The organism is Methylobacterium sp. DB0501 (genome assembly GCF_011043735.1).
Classification (GTDB): domain Bacteria; phylum Pseudomonadota; class Alphaproteobacteria; order Rhizobiales; family Beijerinckiaceae; genus Methylobacterium; species Methylobacterium alsaeris.
On sequence record NZ_JAAKGV010000002.1, the window covers coordinates 172,023 to 184,528 of the forward strand.

Genomic DNA, 12,506 nt, shown 5'->3' on the forward strand with positions numbered 1-12,506 from the left:
GCTACGCCCGCCGCTGCCCGGTCTCCTTCGCGGCAAACCCCTCCAGGATCTTGTCCAAGGTCAGCGGATAATCCCGGATCCGGATCCCGGTCGCGTTGTAGACCGCGTTCGCCACCGCGGCCCCCGCGCCGCAGATGCCGAGCTCGCCCAGCCCCTTGCTCTTCAGCGGGTTCGCCTTGTCGTCGAGCTCGGGCAGGAACACCGCGTCGATGTCCGGCAGGTCGGCATGGACCGGGACGTGGTACTCGGCGAGGTCGTGGTTGACGAAGGTGCCGTAGCGGGGATCGACCTCGATCGCCTCCATGAGGGCTGCGCCGACGCCGAACACCATCCCGCCGATCGCCTGCGAGCGCGCGGTCTTCGGGTTGAGGATGCGCCCGCCGGTGAACACGCCGAGCATCCGCCGCAGCCGGATCTCACCGGTGTCGGCGTCGACCCCGACCTCGGCGAAATGCGCGCCGTAGGAATATTGCGAGAATTTCTTCTCGTTCTCGCCCGGCTTGATCTCGCCCTCGGCTTCCAGGCCGGAGCCGATCAGGTCGCGCAACGATGCCGAGCGGTTGCCCGAGGTGATCCGACCCTCGGAGAAGACCGCGTTCTTCGGCTCCAGATCGGTCTTCGCCAGGAGCTGCCCGCGCAGGGCCTCGCAGGCCATGTAGAGCGCCGAGCCGGACGAGGCGGCGCCGAACGAGCCGCCGGATCCGGACGACATCGGATCGGCGGTGTCGCCGAGGATCATCCGCACCTGCGCGACTTGCACGCCCAGCATCTCGGCGGCGATCTGGCTCAGGATCGTATAGGTGCCGGTGCCGATATCGGTCATCGCCATCCGGGCGGTGAGCGTCCCGTCGGGGTCGAGGCGCACCCGCGCCTTGGCGGGTTGGAGCGGGTTGAGGCGGGCCGCCGCCGAGACGCCGGTACCGACCATCCACTGGCCGTCCCGGGTCGCACCGGGTTTCGGGTTGCGCTTGTCCCAGCCGAAGCGGCGCGCGCCCTCCTGCAGGCAGGGCACCAGCTGGCGGGTCGAGAACGGGACGTGCTTCTCCGGGTCCTGGGCCGGCTCGTTGCGGATGCGCAGCTCGATCGGATCGAGGTTCAGCGCCTCGGCCAGTTCGTCCATGGCGCATTCGAAGGCCAGCATGCCGACCGCCTCGCCGGGCGCCCGCATCGAGGAGGCGAGCGGCAAGTTGAGGTTCGCCAGACGATGCGCCGTCAGGCGGTTCGGCGCGGCGTAGAGCGAGCGGGTGACGTTGGCCGAGGTCTCGAAGAAGCTGTCGCCCGGCGCCGTGTCGGACCAGGATTCGTGCGCGATGGCCGAGAGCTTGCCGTCCCGGTCGGCGCCGAGGCGGACCCGCTGCACCGTGTCCGAGCGCCGCGACGTGACGTGGAAGACCTGCTGGCGGGTGAGCGCGATCTTCACCGGCCGGCCGTTCAGGTTCTTCGAGGCCAAAGCCGCCAGGATCGCGTCGGCCTGGGGCTGGAGCTTGCCGCCGAACCCGCCGCCGACGAAGCGGCTGATCAACCGGACCTTGTCCTTCGGCAGCTTGAACACCGAGGCGAGGGCGTCCTGGCCGCGATTCGGCATCTGGTTGGCGGTGATGAGGGTGACGTGATCGCCCTCCCAGGTCGCGATCGTGGCGTGCGGCTCCATCATCGCATGGCTCTGCACCGGCGTGGTGTAGCGCGCGTCGATCTTGACCGGGGCGGCGGCGAAGCCGGCCTCGAAATCGCCGAGGGACGAATCCGGCGGCGTCCTCGCCTTCTCGGGCTTCTTCGCCTCGGCCAGCGCGTCGGCGAGGACGTAGGCGCCCTTCTGCTCGTCGTAAGCGACGCGGATGGCGGCGGCCGCGGCGCGGGCCTCCTCGAAGCTCTCCGCGACGACGAGGGCGACCGGCTGGCCCCAATGCCCGATCTCGGTATCGGCCAGGAGCGGGCCGACCTGCTCCTTCCTCTCGCCCTGGGGCGGCACGTTGCGGTGGGTGAGCACATGGACGACGCCCGGCATCCGCTCGGCGGCCGCGGTGTCTATGTCGCGGATGCGACCCTTGGCGATCGTCGCCGTGACGACGAAGCCGTAACCGGGATTTGCCATCTCCCGGCTCTCGTAGGCGTAGGTCGCCTGCCCGGTGACCTTGAGCGGGCCGTCGACCCGGTCGATCGGCCGGCCCACCGGGCCGTCGGGTTGCGTGTCGAGGGGCGTGACGCCGATCGGCTGGCTCATGTCCATGGCTGTTCTCCGAGTCCGGCGATCAGGCGCGCATCGCGTCCGCGACGGCCGCCGCGAGGGTGCGCTTGGCGAGCGGGATCTTGAAGTCGTTGGCGCCGTAGCCGCGGGCGCCCCGCAGGGCCGCCTCGCCGGCAGCGCCGACGCCCTCGCGCACCAAGGCTGCTTCCGCTTCCGCCACCCGCCAGGGCTTGTGGGCGAGGCCGCCGAAGGCGAGGCGGGCCGAGCGCACCTTATCGCCGTCGGCTTCGATCACCGCTGCCACCGACACGAGGGCGAAGGCGTAGGAGGCACGGTCCCGCACCTTGCGGTAGACGTGGCGGCCCTTGACCGGCACCGGCAGGGTCACCGCGGTGATGATCTCGCCGGGCTTCAAGGTCGTCTCGACCTGCGGCGTGTCGCCGGGCAGGCGATGCAGGTCGGCGATCGGGATCCGTCGCTCGGCGCCCTCCGGCGTCACGGTCTCGACCGTGGCGTCGAGCGCCCGCATGGCCACCGCCATGTCCGAGGGGTGGGTGGCGATGCAGTGCTCCGAGGTGCCGACCACCGCCAGGATGCGGTTGAACCCCTGGAGCGCCGAGCAGCCGGAGCCAGGCTGGCGTTTGTTGCACGGCATCGCGGTGTCGTAGAAATACGGGCAGCGGGTGCGCTGCAAGAGGTTGCCGGCGGTGGTCGCCTTGTTGCGCAACTGGCCCGAGGCGCCGGCGAGGAGCGCGCGGGAGAGCACGCCGTAATCGCGCCGCACCCGCTCGTCGGCGGCCAGATCCGAGTTCCGCACCATGGCGCCGATGCGAAGCCCGCCGTCCGGGGTCGCCTCGATCTTATCGAGCGGCAGGCGGTTGACGTCGACGAGGTGGGCCGGCGTCTCGATCTGCAGCTTCATCAGGTCGAGGAGGTTGGTGCCCCCGGCGATGAAGCGGGCATTCGGCTGCCCGGCGACGGCCCTGGCGGCCTCGGCCACGCTGGCGGGGCGCTCGTAGGTGAAAGCCTTCATGGTCGCCCCCTCAGAGCCGGGTCGCCGCGCCGCCGGCATCCCGGATCGCCGCGACGATGTTCGGATAGGCGGCGCAGCGGCAGATGTTGCCGCTCATCCGCTCGCGGATCTCCGCATCGGTCAGGGCAACGGTCGCGGTGAGATCCTGCGTCACGGTGCTGGGCCAGCCGGCCTTGGCCTCGTTCAGCATGCCGGCGGCCGAGCAGATCTGGCCGGGCGTGCAGTAGCCGCACTGGAAGCCGTCATGCCGGACGAAGGCGGCCTGAAGCGGGTGCAGGGCATCGCCTTCCGCCAGGCCCTCGATGGTCCGGATCTCGTCGCCCTCGTGCATCACCGCCAGCGTCAGGCAGGAATTGATCCGCCGGCCGTTCACCAGCACCGTGCAGGCGCCGCACTGGCCGTGATCGCAGCCCTTCTTCGAGCCGGTGAGGCCGATGCGCTCGCGGAGCGCATCGAGGAGCGTGGTGCGCGGATCGACCTCGAGGGGCCGCGCCTGGCCGTTGACCTGAAGGGTCACCGGCATGCGGGGCGTCGCCGGCTCGGCGGCCAGCGCCGGGGGCACCTGCAGTGCCGAAGGGGCAGCGGCCTGGACACGGCCGGAAAAGCCCAGCACCGCAGCCGCCGCGACGCCGCTCTCCAGTACGCTCCGGCGCGTCAGTCGCGGCGCGGAATCCGATTGATCCATGGTGCCTCCCGGCCCGAGTCGAGGTGACGGCGCGAGGGCGCCTGCGCCGGCTCGGCCGTTGGGCCGCGACGCGATTGCTCACCAAACGTTCTGGAGGGTGGAGGGGTCCCGGAGGGGGCACGGGTGCGGCATCACGTGCCCAGCCGGGCATCCACACCGGGCGACTTCGACGCTGGGGGGCACCGTGGCGATGGTCCGCGCCTCCGTCCTTCGTGCCACAACTCTTCGCGCCACGAACCTTCACTGACGTAACGTTAACGATCCGTGGACGACTGGAGGCTGGTCGTGCGGTTCGAATGGGATCCCGCCAAGGCGCGCAGCAACCTCGTCAAGCACGGCGTTTCCTTCGACGCTGCGATGGCGGTTTGGGACGATCCGCTCCACGTCATCGTGCCGGACCGCATCGAAGCGGGCGAGCAGCGCCGGCATGTGCTCGGGATGGTGGGAGCGGTGACGATCCTGGTTGTCGTTCATACATATCCGGATCCGGATGACGATCTTGTCATTCGCATCATCGGGGCGCGGCGCGCGACCACTCACGAAAGGAAGCGCTATGAGCAGGACGGTGCTTAGCGCGGAGGAATTGGAGCAATTGGCCGCTCTCGCAGCCCGGCCGGATCACGAGATCGATACGGACGACATCCCGGAGGCGCCGGCCGAGAATTGGCGCCATGCGCGGCGAGGCCCAGGCCGTCCTCCCGTCGAGCAGGCGGTGACGATCCGCCTCGATGGCGATGTCGTGTCGTGGTTCAAACGGCATGCCTCGGGCAAGGAAGGGTATCAGGCCGAAATCAGCCGCGTGCTGCGCCGCTACGTCGACGAGGCCGTCAAACGCTCCGCTTGACGGCGTCTCACGACCGGAAGATTCGCGTATACTGCGTCTCGTGCCGGAACGAGCCGAGATCGAGCCGGACCGTCGCCGTCCCGGCCTCGTCCAGGGGCAGGTCCTGCACGGCACGCGCCAGGACCGCGGCCCGCGGCATCAGGGCGGCGACCACCCGCGTGCCGGCGGTCTGGCCGACGGGGGCGAGGCGCAAGGACGCCGAGACGAGGTTCTGGAGGAAGGCCGCGAGATAGGCCGCCAGCACCGTGCCGCGCTCGAGCCCGTGGGCTCCCGCGGCGGCGCCGACGGCGACCGGATAGGCCACCGCCCCGTCGAGATGGGACGCGAGATCCGCGAGGCGCGGCACGTCCCAGGCGGCGCGGGTGGCGTCGAGGAACGAGCGGCCCTGCTGGCTGGTCTCGAGGTGCAACTCTCGCGATGGGCTCAACGCCAGGGCGAGGTCGTTGACGGCGACCAAGGTCCCGGCATCGCCCGCCCCCGCGGCCCGGTGCGCGTGGGCGGCCAGGATCGCATCGCTGCGCCCGGCGCCGTGCTCCAGCACGTCGGCGAGCCAGTCCCGCAAGCTTGCCTCGTCGCGCACGTCGCCGGCCTCCACGGCCCATTCGAGGCCGTGCGAATAGGCGTAGGCTCCCACCGGATAGCCCGGCGAGAGCCAGGCCAGCAGCACCAGGGCGTCGGAAACCCGCTCAGCCATGGGAATGGTCGTGATGGTGGTGATGCCCGTGGCCGTGATCGTGTCCATGGTCATGGGCGTGATCCTGGGAATGCCCGCCCGCATAGGCGCCGCCCTCGGGCCGGAACGGCCGCTCCACCGGGGTCGCGCTGCCACCCAGGCCCTCGACCATCGCGGCGAGCACGTGGTCGTAGGCGATCCAGAGCGCGTCCGGGCCGATCTCGGCCGGGATGTGCCGGTTGCCAATATGCCAGATCAGCCGCTTGAGGGCGTGGTCGGAGGGCGCGCGGATCTCCAGGAGCTTTTCCGGCGCCGCCTCGACCCAGACCAGGCGGCCGTCTTCCAGTCGGAGTGCGTCGCCGTCGTCGAGCATGGCCGGCTCGGGCAGGTCGAGCAGGAAGGCGAGGCCGCCGACCCCCCGCATCGCCATGCGGCGGCGGTGGCGGTCGCCGGAATCGAGCACGATGCGGTCGACGATCTCGCCGGAGCCGAGGGCGTCGCGGCGGATGACGCGGGTGGCGCGGATCATGGGGTGATGGGGTTCCATTCAGGAAAAATCAGACGACATCCGGTTTCTCCGGACCCGGATCGAACCGGCCGTCGAGGATCTGCGTCAGGGTATAGGGGCAGTCCGGCGGGAAGCTCCGCGCCGGCACCCCGGTCTCGTCGGCCGCCCGCACCCGGGCGAGGCGGTAGGCCTTGGCCAGAACCTCGGCCGGCCAGGCGCGCAGGCTCGGGCTCATCGTCACGACGTCGTCCAGGCTCACGCGCTGCTCGACGATGGTGGCGCGCCAGCCGTATGTCCGCTGCTGCGGCGAATGTTCCCATGTCAGCAGGTGATGCAGCAGGACGGTCAGGCGGGAGCGGATCTCGGATGTCTGCGACCCGCCCAGATCGGCGATCTCCTCGGCCAGGGCCTTGCGATCGAGCCCGGCCCAGCGGCCGGCCCGGATCAGCGCGGCCTGTCCTTGCGTCCAGAGGAAGTGATCCGTCTCGGGCGGGACGCCGGCCTCCGGCGCCTCCCGCCCGGCGAGCTCAGGTATGGCGAGCTTGGGCATGGTGTCGCTCCTGCCCGCCAGGATAGCTCAGAACAGGAAGTAGCGCTGCGCCATCGGCAGCACCTCGGCGGGCTCGCAGACCAGCAATTCGCCGTCGGCGCGCACGTCGTAGGTCTCGGGATCGACCTCGATCACCGGGGTGGCGTCGTTGTGGATCATGCTCTTCTTCGAGATGCCGCCGCGCACGTTCTCGACCGCGACCATTTGCTTCGCCACTCCGAGTTGTTCGCGCAAGCCCGCCTCGATCGCCGCCTTGGAGACGAAGGTGAGCGCCGTCGTCGCCGGCACCCGGCCGAAGGCGCCGAACATCGGGCGGTAATGCACCGGCTGCGGCGTCGGGATCGAGGCGTTGGGGTCGCCCATCGGGGCCGCCGCGATGGCGCCGCCCTTGATGATCAGGTCCGGCTTCACCCCGAAGAAGGCCGGCGACCACAGCACGAGGTCGGCGAGCTTGCCGGGCTCGACCGAGCCGATATGGCGCGAGATGCCATGGGCGATGGCCGGGTTGATCGTGTACTTGGCGACGTAGCGCTTGGCGCGGGCGTTGTCGTTGCCCGATGCGTCGCCCGGAAGCGCGCCGCGCTGGCGCTTCATCTTGTCGGCGGTCTGCCAGGTACGGATGATGACTTCGCCGACCCGGCCCATCGCCTGGCTGTCCGACGACATCATCGAGAGTGCGCCGATATCGTGCAGGATGTCCTCGGCGGCGATCGTCTCCTTGCGGATCCGGCTCTCGGCGAAGGCGAGGTCTTCCGGAATCGACGGGTCGAGGTGGTGGCACACCATCAGCATGTCGAGATGCTCGTCGATGGTGTTGCGGGTGAAGGGCCGCGTCGGGTTGGTGGAGGAGGGCAGCACGTTCGCGAGCCCCGCCACCTTGATGATGTCCGGGGCGTGGCCGCCGCCCGCTCCTTCCGTGTGGAAGGCGTGGATGGTGCGGCCCTTGAACGCCGCGATCGTGTCCTCGACGAAGCCCGATTCATTGAGCGTGTCGGTGTGGATCATCACCTGGATGTCGTGGGCATCGGCCACCGACAGGCAGCAATCGATCGCCGCGGGGGTGGTGCCCCAATCTTCGTGCAGCTTGAGCGCGCAGGCGCCGGCCCGGATCATCTCCTCCAGGCTGTCGGGCTTCGAGGCGTTGCCCTTGCCGGCAAACGCCAGGTTCATCGGGAAGGCGTCCGCCGCCTCGATCATCCGGGCGATGTGCCAGGGCCCGGGGGTGCAGGTGGTGGCGAAGGTGCCGTGGGCCGGCCCCGTGCCGCCGCCCAGCATGGTGGTGACACCGGAATTCAGCGCCTCGTCGATCTGCTGCGGGCAGATGAAGTGGATATGGCTGTCGAACCCGCCGGCGGTGAGGATTTTTCCTTCACCGGCGATCACCTCGGTGCCCGGCCCGACCACGATGGTGACGCCGTCCTGGATGTCCGGGTTGCCGGCCTTGCCGAGGACCGCGATGCGCCCGCCCTTCAGCCCGACATCGCATTTCACGATGCCCCAATGATCGAGGACTACGGCATTAGTGATGACGGTGTCGACGGCGCCGCCCGCGTTGCTCGCCTGGCTCTGCCCCATCCCGTCGCGGATCACCTTGCCGCCGCCGAACTTCACCTCCTCGCCGTAGCGGGTGTGGTCCTGCTCGACCTCGATGACGAGGGACGTGTCGGCGAGGCGGATGCGGTCGCCCTTGGTCGGTCCGAACATCGCCGCATAGGCGGCGCGCGGGAGGCTGGCGGGCTTGGGGGTGTTGGACATCAAACCACTCTCCGCGCCGCGACGGCGGATTGATCGAAGATGGACTCGAGGGCCGTGTTGGTGCCGCGGCATCCGGCCACGACGCGTTCGGCCCAGGTGACGTAATCGAGGACCCGTGTCCGATCCCAGTCGTCGGGCGGGCTCGACGCCATGGATCGCAGATTGCTGATCTTGTCGGCGATCTTGATCGCCTTGGCATCCGGCGACCTGTGCGACGCCCGCTCGACCTGGAGGCGCTTGCGCTCGGCCTTGGGCAGCGACTTGTCGTCGGTGACCTCGGCGACGAGATCGGCGACGACGGGCCCGAAGAGGCTTGAGAGCTCCTCGTGGGTCGTGCCGGTATCCTCGATCGTGTCGTGGAGCCAGCCGGCCGCGACCACCCAGGCATTCGGCGCGTCCGCGGTGTCGGCGAGGAGCGCGGCGACCTCCGCGAGGTGGTTCACGTAGGGTTCCCGGGCGGCCCCCTTCCGGCGCTGGTCCGCATGCCGGCGGGCCGCGAAATCGGCCGCCCGCGCGACGAGCGCCACGTGATCGCGCAGCACCGTGTCGTAGGGGCTCACAAAGCCCCCATCACGTCGCCCCGGAACCCGTACACCGCGCGCCCGCCGCCCATCGGGATCAGCACCACCTCCCGGGTCGAGCCCGGCTCGAAGCGCACGGCCGTGCCGGGCGCGATGTCGAGGCGCTGGCCGCGGGCCTTGTCGCGGTCGAAGCGGAGCGCCGGGTTGACCTCGAAGAAGTGGTAATGCGAGCCGACCTGGATCGGACGGTCGCCGGTATTGGCGACCTCGATCACCGTGCGGGGTGCGCCTTCGTTGAACACGATCTCGCCGTCGGGCGTGGTCACCTCGCCCGGCACGTCGGTGGCGGGGGTGCCGCGGATCGGGTGATGGACGGTGACGAGCTTGGTCCCGTCCGGGAAGGTCGCCTCGACCTGGATGTCGTGGATCATCTCCGGCACGCCCTCCATCACCTGGTCGGCGGTGAGGACCCGGGCTCCGAGCCGCATCAGCTCGGCGACGGTGCGGCCGTCGCGGGCGCCCTCGACCACGAAGTCGGTGATCAGCGCCACCGCCTCCGGGTGGTTGAGCTTCACGCCCCGGGACAGGCGGTTGCGGGCCACCATCGCCGCCATGGCGACGAGGAGCTTGTCCTTCTCGCGGGGGGTCAGCAGCACGGGCGAATCTCTCCGGTCTTTGGGGCCTTCATCCTTCGCCGAGGCGTGAGGCCGAGGCAAGATTGTGCACGCAAGAACCGAGCCGTCAGGTCTGCCAGACTCGCGGCAGCGGCCGACCGCGAAAACCTTCGAGGATCCGCGCGGCGGCGAGGCGCAAGGGGCCGATCTCGGCCCCGAGCAGGCGCAGCACCAGCATGCCGTTCCAGGCGCTCGCCCCGGCCTCGACCGCGAGATCCTCGCAGCCCGCGGCCGCGATCAGGTCGCGGGCCTGGTCGAGCCGGCTTTCCGCGTCCGGGGCGAGGTGGAGCAGGGTCGCCATCGCCCGGGCGCCGCCGGCGACCGCCCTCTTGGCGAGCGTGCCGGCGATGTCGGCTTCCAGCCGGAAGGTGTCGGCATAGGTGAGGCGCCCGGCCCGGCGCAGGCGCCAGGAATCGGTCAACGCGCCGTCGCGCATCACCTCGCCCTTCGCGGCGCGGCCGAAGACCAGGGCCTCGAACAGGGTGAGCCGCGCATCGGCCGCGATCTCGGCGGTGAAGCTGCGGGCGAGGCGCGCGCCGTCGAACAGGATCGTCTCCTGCGGCAGCCAGGCGAGAGCCGCCTCGCTCTCCAGGGTGAGGTCGACGTCGAGCCGCGTCACCGGTCCGTCCGAGCGGTAGATCTTCTCCGCCGCCGTGGTGGTGAGCACGAGGTCCGAGCCCGGCGCCAGCCGCGCCTCGATCGCGAAGCGGTCGCCGCAGGCGATGCCGCCGGCGCTGTTGAGCAGCACCGCCTCCATCGGCCAGGCCCCGAGCCTCCGCTCCGGCCGCGGCAGGCGCAGGCGCAAGGGGCCGGATTCGGCGAGGTCGGTGGTGCGGGTGGCACCGCCCGGCATCCGCGCCACCGCGAGCGCGACGTGCCCGATCGAGCGCTGGCGGCGGAAGGCGTCGGGGACGGGAGAATGCAGCATCGGGAAGCCCGGCGACGGGCGTGAGCACCGCCCTCGGCCACGCTTAGACCGCGCCGGCGGCCCCGCAGGCAACCCCCCGGCGGGATATGATATGCCCCCGGCAGGGCCCGGGCATGGTCCCGCGGTGCCGGATGATGCCGGCGGACCGGCCGGCGCGCGGCAGAATCTGCCGCCGGGCCCGGGGAGTCCGGAGTCTTCGCCCGGAGCCCCCTGCTAGGCTCCCCCCATCAACGGGAGCCCACGATGCCTGCACCTCTCCTCCACATCGAGACCACCCCGGACCTGCCGGCCTCCGCCGAGGTCGTGGTGATCGGCGGCGGCGTGGTCGGCACCTTCACGGCCTATTACCTGGCGCGCCGCGGCGTGAGCGTCGCCCTGGTCGAGAAGGGCCGCATCGGGGCCGAGCAGTCGAGCCGCAACTGGGGCTGGTGCCGGCAACAGAACCGCGACGCCCGCGAATTGCCGATGGCGACCAAGAGCCTCGACCTGTGGGACCGTCTCAAGGCCGAGATCGGCGAGGATGTGGGCTTCCGCCGCTGCGGCCTGCTCTACCTCAGCAACGACGAGGCCGAGATCGAGCGCTGGGCGAAGTGGCGCGACTTCGCGGCCGGCGAGGGCGTGGTCACCAACGTGCTGAGCGCGGCGGAAGCGCGCCAGCACGGCAAGGCCACCGGGCGCAACTGGAAGGGCGGCGTGTTCTCGCCCACCGACGGCATCGCCGACACCTCCCGGGCGGTACCGGTCGCAGGCCTCGGCGTGATGAAGTACGGCGGCACCGTGCACCAGTTCTGCGCCGCCCGCGGCCTCGAGCTCGAGGGCGGCCGGGTCTGCGGCGTGGTCACCGAGAAGGGCACCATCCGCACCCGTAAGGTGGTGATGGCCGGCGGCGCCTGGGCGTCGTCCTTCGTCCGCCAGCTCGGCATCCGCTTCCCGCAATCGGCGGTGCGCCAGTCGATCATGGCGGTCGGCCCCAACGTGTCCGGCCTGCCGGATGCGATGTACACCGCCGGAATCTCGCTGACGCGCCGCGGCGAGAGCGGCGGCTACAACCTGGCGATCAGCGGCCGTGCCCGCGTCGATCCCACCCCGCAGCAGATCCTGTTCGCACGCGAATTCGTGCCGATGTTCGCCAAGCGCTGGCGCGTCCTGGCGCCGGGCGGCACCCAGGCCTGGCGCAGCGGCCACGAGGGCGTGAAGAAATGGCGCCTCGACCAGCCGACGCCGATGGAGCGGATGCGCATCCTCGACCCGCGCCCCGACGCGAAGCTCATCGCCGAGACCCACCGCCGCGCCCTCGACATGCTGCCGGCCCTGCGCGAGACCTCGATCACCGCCTCCTGGGCCGGCTACGTCGATTCGACTCCCGACGGCGTGCCGGGCATCGGCGAGGTGACGGGCGTGCCCGGCCTCGTCCTGGCGGCGGGCTTCTCCGGCCACGGCTTCGGCATCGGGCCGGGCGCCGGCCACCTCATCGCCGATATCGTGTCCGGCGCCGACCCGATCGTGGATCCCAAGCCCTATCATCCGGACCGGTTCGGGTCCTCGGCCTGGGGCAAGGTGGCGGAGTTCTAGGCGTCACCCGTCCGGCGCGGCGGGCGCTGCGCGAAGCCGCGCGCCCGCCGCGCCGAATCCACATACACTCTCCTCCGCTCACGCGGAGGACGCGCCATGTCATCTGACACCCTGTCACCGGACGCACTGCCACTCGAAGCCATCTCGTCGGCGGGCACCTGCCGGGTCGTGCGCCCGGGCCCCGCCATCGTCGGCAAGCAGGCGCTGACCTATGCGCCGGCGGTCTCGGCCGAATCGGTGGGATCGAAGGGGCTGCACATGCAGCTCGTCACCCTGCCGCCGGGGGCGCGGGCCAAGGCCCACCTGCACGAGGCGCACGAGACGGCGTTGCACGTGCTCTCGGGGGTCGCCGGCACCTGGTACGGTCCGCAGTTGGAGCACCACCTGTGGAGCCGCGCCGGCGACTTCGTCTACATCCCGGCCGGCGTGCCGCACCTGCCCTACAATGCCAGCCGCACCGAGACCTGCACGGCGGTGATCGCCCGTACCGATCCGAACGAGCAGGAGAGCGTGGTGCTGCTGCCGGAACTCGACGGCTTGCGGCCGCCGGAGGGGGACGTGATGGCGTAGCGGGGCTG

14 protein-coding genes are annotated in these 12,506 nt (G+C 70.8%); 4 read left to right on the plus strand and 10 right to left on the minus strand.

Annotated features, from left to right (window positions below; translation table 11 throughout):
* Window position 1: 1 nt before the first annotated feature.
* The 3 genes from G4G93_RS04630 to G4G93_RS04640 are packed head-to-tail and all read right to left on the minus strand — an operon-like array spanning window position 2 to window position 3,903.
* Window positions 2–2,227: a xanthine dehydrogenase family protein molybdopterin-binding subunit gene (locus G4G93_RS04630; protein WP_165081656.1), complete on the minus strand. Its 2,226-nt coding sequence runs from the start codon at window positions 2,225–2,227 to the stop codon at window positions 2–4.
* 22 nt (window positions 2,228–2,249) lie between these two features.
* Window positions 2,250–3,218: a xanthine dehydrogenase family protein subunit M gene (locus G4G93_RS04635; RefSeq protein ID WP_165081658.1), complete on the minus strand. Its 969-nt coding sequence runs from the start codon at window positions 3,216–3,218 to the stop codon at window positions 2,250–2,252.
* 10 nt (window positions 3,219–3,228) lie between these two features.
* Entirely contained in the window at window positions 3,229–3,903 is a 675-nt protein-coding gene (locus G4G93_RS04640) for a 2Fe-2S iron-sulfur cluster-binding protein (protein ID WP_165081660.1), read from the minus strand.
* A gap of 285 nt (window positions 3,904–4,188) precedes the next feature.
* Here G4G93_RS04640 and G4G93_RS04645 point away from each other — a divergent pair, with 285 nt between their 5' ends.
* Both G4G93_RS04645 and G4G93_RS04650 read left to right on the plus strand, forming a co-directional pair.
* Complete coding sequence (locus tag G4G93_RS04645; RefSeq protein ID WP_312891702.1) at window positions 4,189–4,476, plus strand: BrnT family toxin; 288 nt, start codon at window positions 4,189–4,191, stop codon at window positions 4,474–4,476.
* Window positions 4,457–4,747, plus strand: a complete 291-nt coding sequence (locus tag G4G93_RS04650) for a BrnA antitoxin family protein (RefSeq protein WP_165081662.1) — start codon at window positions 4,457–4,459, stop codon at window positions 4,745–4,747. The genes G4G93_RS04645 and G4G93_RS04650 overlap by 20 nt, the downstream gene beginning before the upstream one ends.
* 7 nt (window positions 4,748–4,754) lie before the next feature.
* Here the strand turns inward: G4G93_RS04650 and G4G93_RS04655 are convergent, their stop codons facing one another.
* The 7 genes from G4G93_RS04655 to G4G93_RS04685 all read right to left on the minus strand — a co-directional run bounded on the left by G4G93_RS04655 (window position 4,755) and on the right by G4G93_RS04685 (window position 10,356).
* Window positions 4,755–5,489, minus strand: coding sequence for an urease accessory UreF family protein (locus G4G93_RS04655; protein ID WP_165082060.1), 735 nt, complete (start codon window positions 5,487–5,489; stop codon window positions 4,755–4,757).
* Window positions 5,434–5,949 (minus strand): urease accessory protein UreE, encoded by a 516-nt coding sequence (locus G4G93_RS04660; protein WP_165081664.1) that lies wholly within the window; start codon window positions 5,947–5,949, stop codon window positions 5,434–5,436. The genes G4G93_RS04655 and G4G93_RS04660 overlap by 56 nt, the downstream gene beginning before the upstream one ends.
* 28 nt (window positions 5,950–5,977) lie before the next feature.
* The gene (locus G4G93_RS04665) at window positions 5,978–6,478 is read right to left on the minus strand and encodes a DUF29 domain-containing protein (protein ID WP_165081666.1); all 501 of its coding nucleotides are present in this window, start codon (window positions 6,476–6,478) and stop codon (window positions 5,978–5,980) included.
* A 27-nt stretch (window positions 6,479–6,505) separates the two neighbouring features.
* Window positions 6,506–8,233: an urease subunit alpha gene (gene ureC / locus G4G93_RS04670; RefSeq protein WP_165081668.1), complete on the minus strand. Its 1,728-nt coding sequence runs from the start codon at window positions 8,231–8,233 to the stop codon at window positions 6,506–6,508.
* Window positions 8,233–8,793 (minus strand): HD domain-containing protein, encoded by a 561-nt coding sequence (locus G4G93_RS04675; protein ID WP_165081670.1) that lies wholly within the window; start codon window positions 8,791–8,793, stop codon window positions 8,233–8,235. Before G4G93_RS04675 ends, ureC begins: the two co-directional genes overlap by 1 nt.
* On the minus strand, window positions 8,790–9,410 hold the full coding sequence (locus G4G93_RS04680) for an urease subunit gamma (protein ID WP_165081672.1): 621 nt from the start codon (window positions 9,408–9,410) through the stop codon (window positions 8,790–8,792). The genes G4G93_RS04675 and G4G93_RS04680 overlap by 4 nt, the downstream gene beginning before the upstream one ends.
* An 85-nt stretch (window positions 9,411–9,495) precedes the next feature.
* The gene (locus tag G4G93_RS04685; RefSeq protein ID WP_165081674.1) at window positions 9,496–10,356 is read right to left on the minus strand and encodes an urease accessory protein UreD; all 861 of its coding nucleotides are present in this window, start codon (window positions 10,354–10,356) and stop codon (window positions 9,496–9,498) included.
* A gap of 243 nt (window positions 10,357–10,599) precedes the next feature.
* On the opposite strand from G4G93_RS04685, the gene G4G93_RS04690 reads away from it, so the two are divergent.
* Window positions 10,600–11,928 (plus strand): FAD-binding oxidoreductase, encoded by a 1,329-nt coding sequence (locus tag G4G93_RS04690; protein WP_165081676.1) that lies wholly within the window; start codon window positions 10,600–10,602, stop codon window positions 11,926–11,928.
* A gap of 96 nt (window positions 11,929–12,024) precedes the next feature.
* Window positions 12,025–12,498, plus strand: a complete 474-nt coding sequence (locus tag G4G93_RS04695; RefSeq protein ID WP_165081678.1) for a cupin domain-containing protein — start codon at window positions 12,025–12,027, stop codon at window positions 12,496–12,498.
* Window positions 12,499–12,506 lie beyond the last annotated feature (8 nt).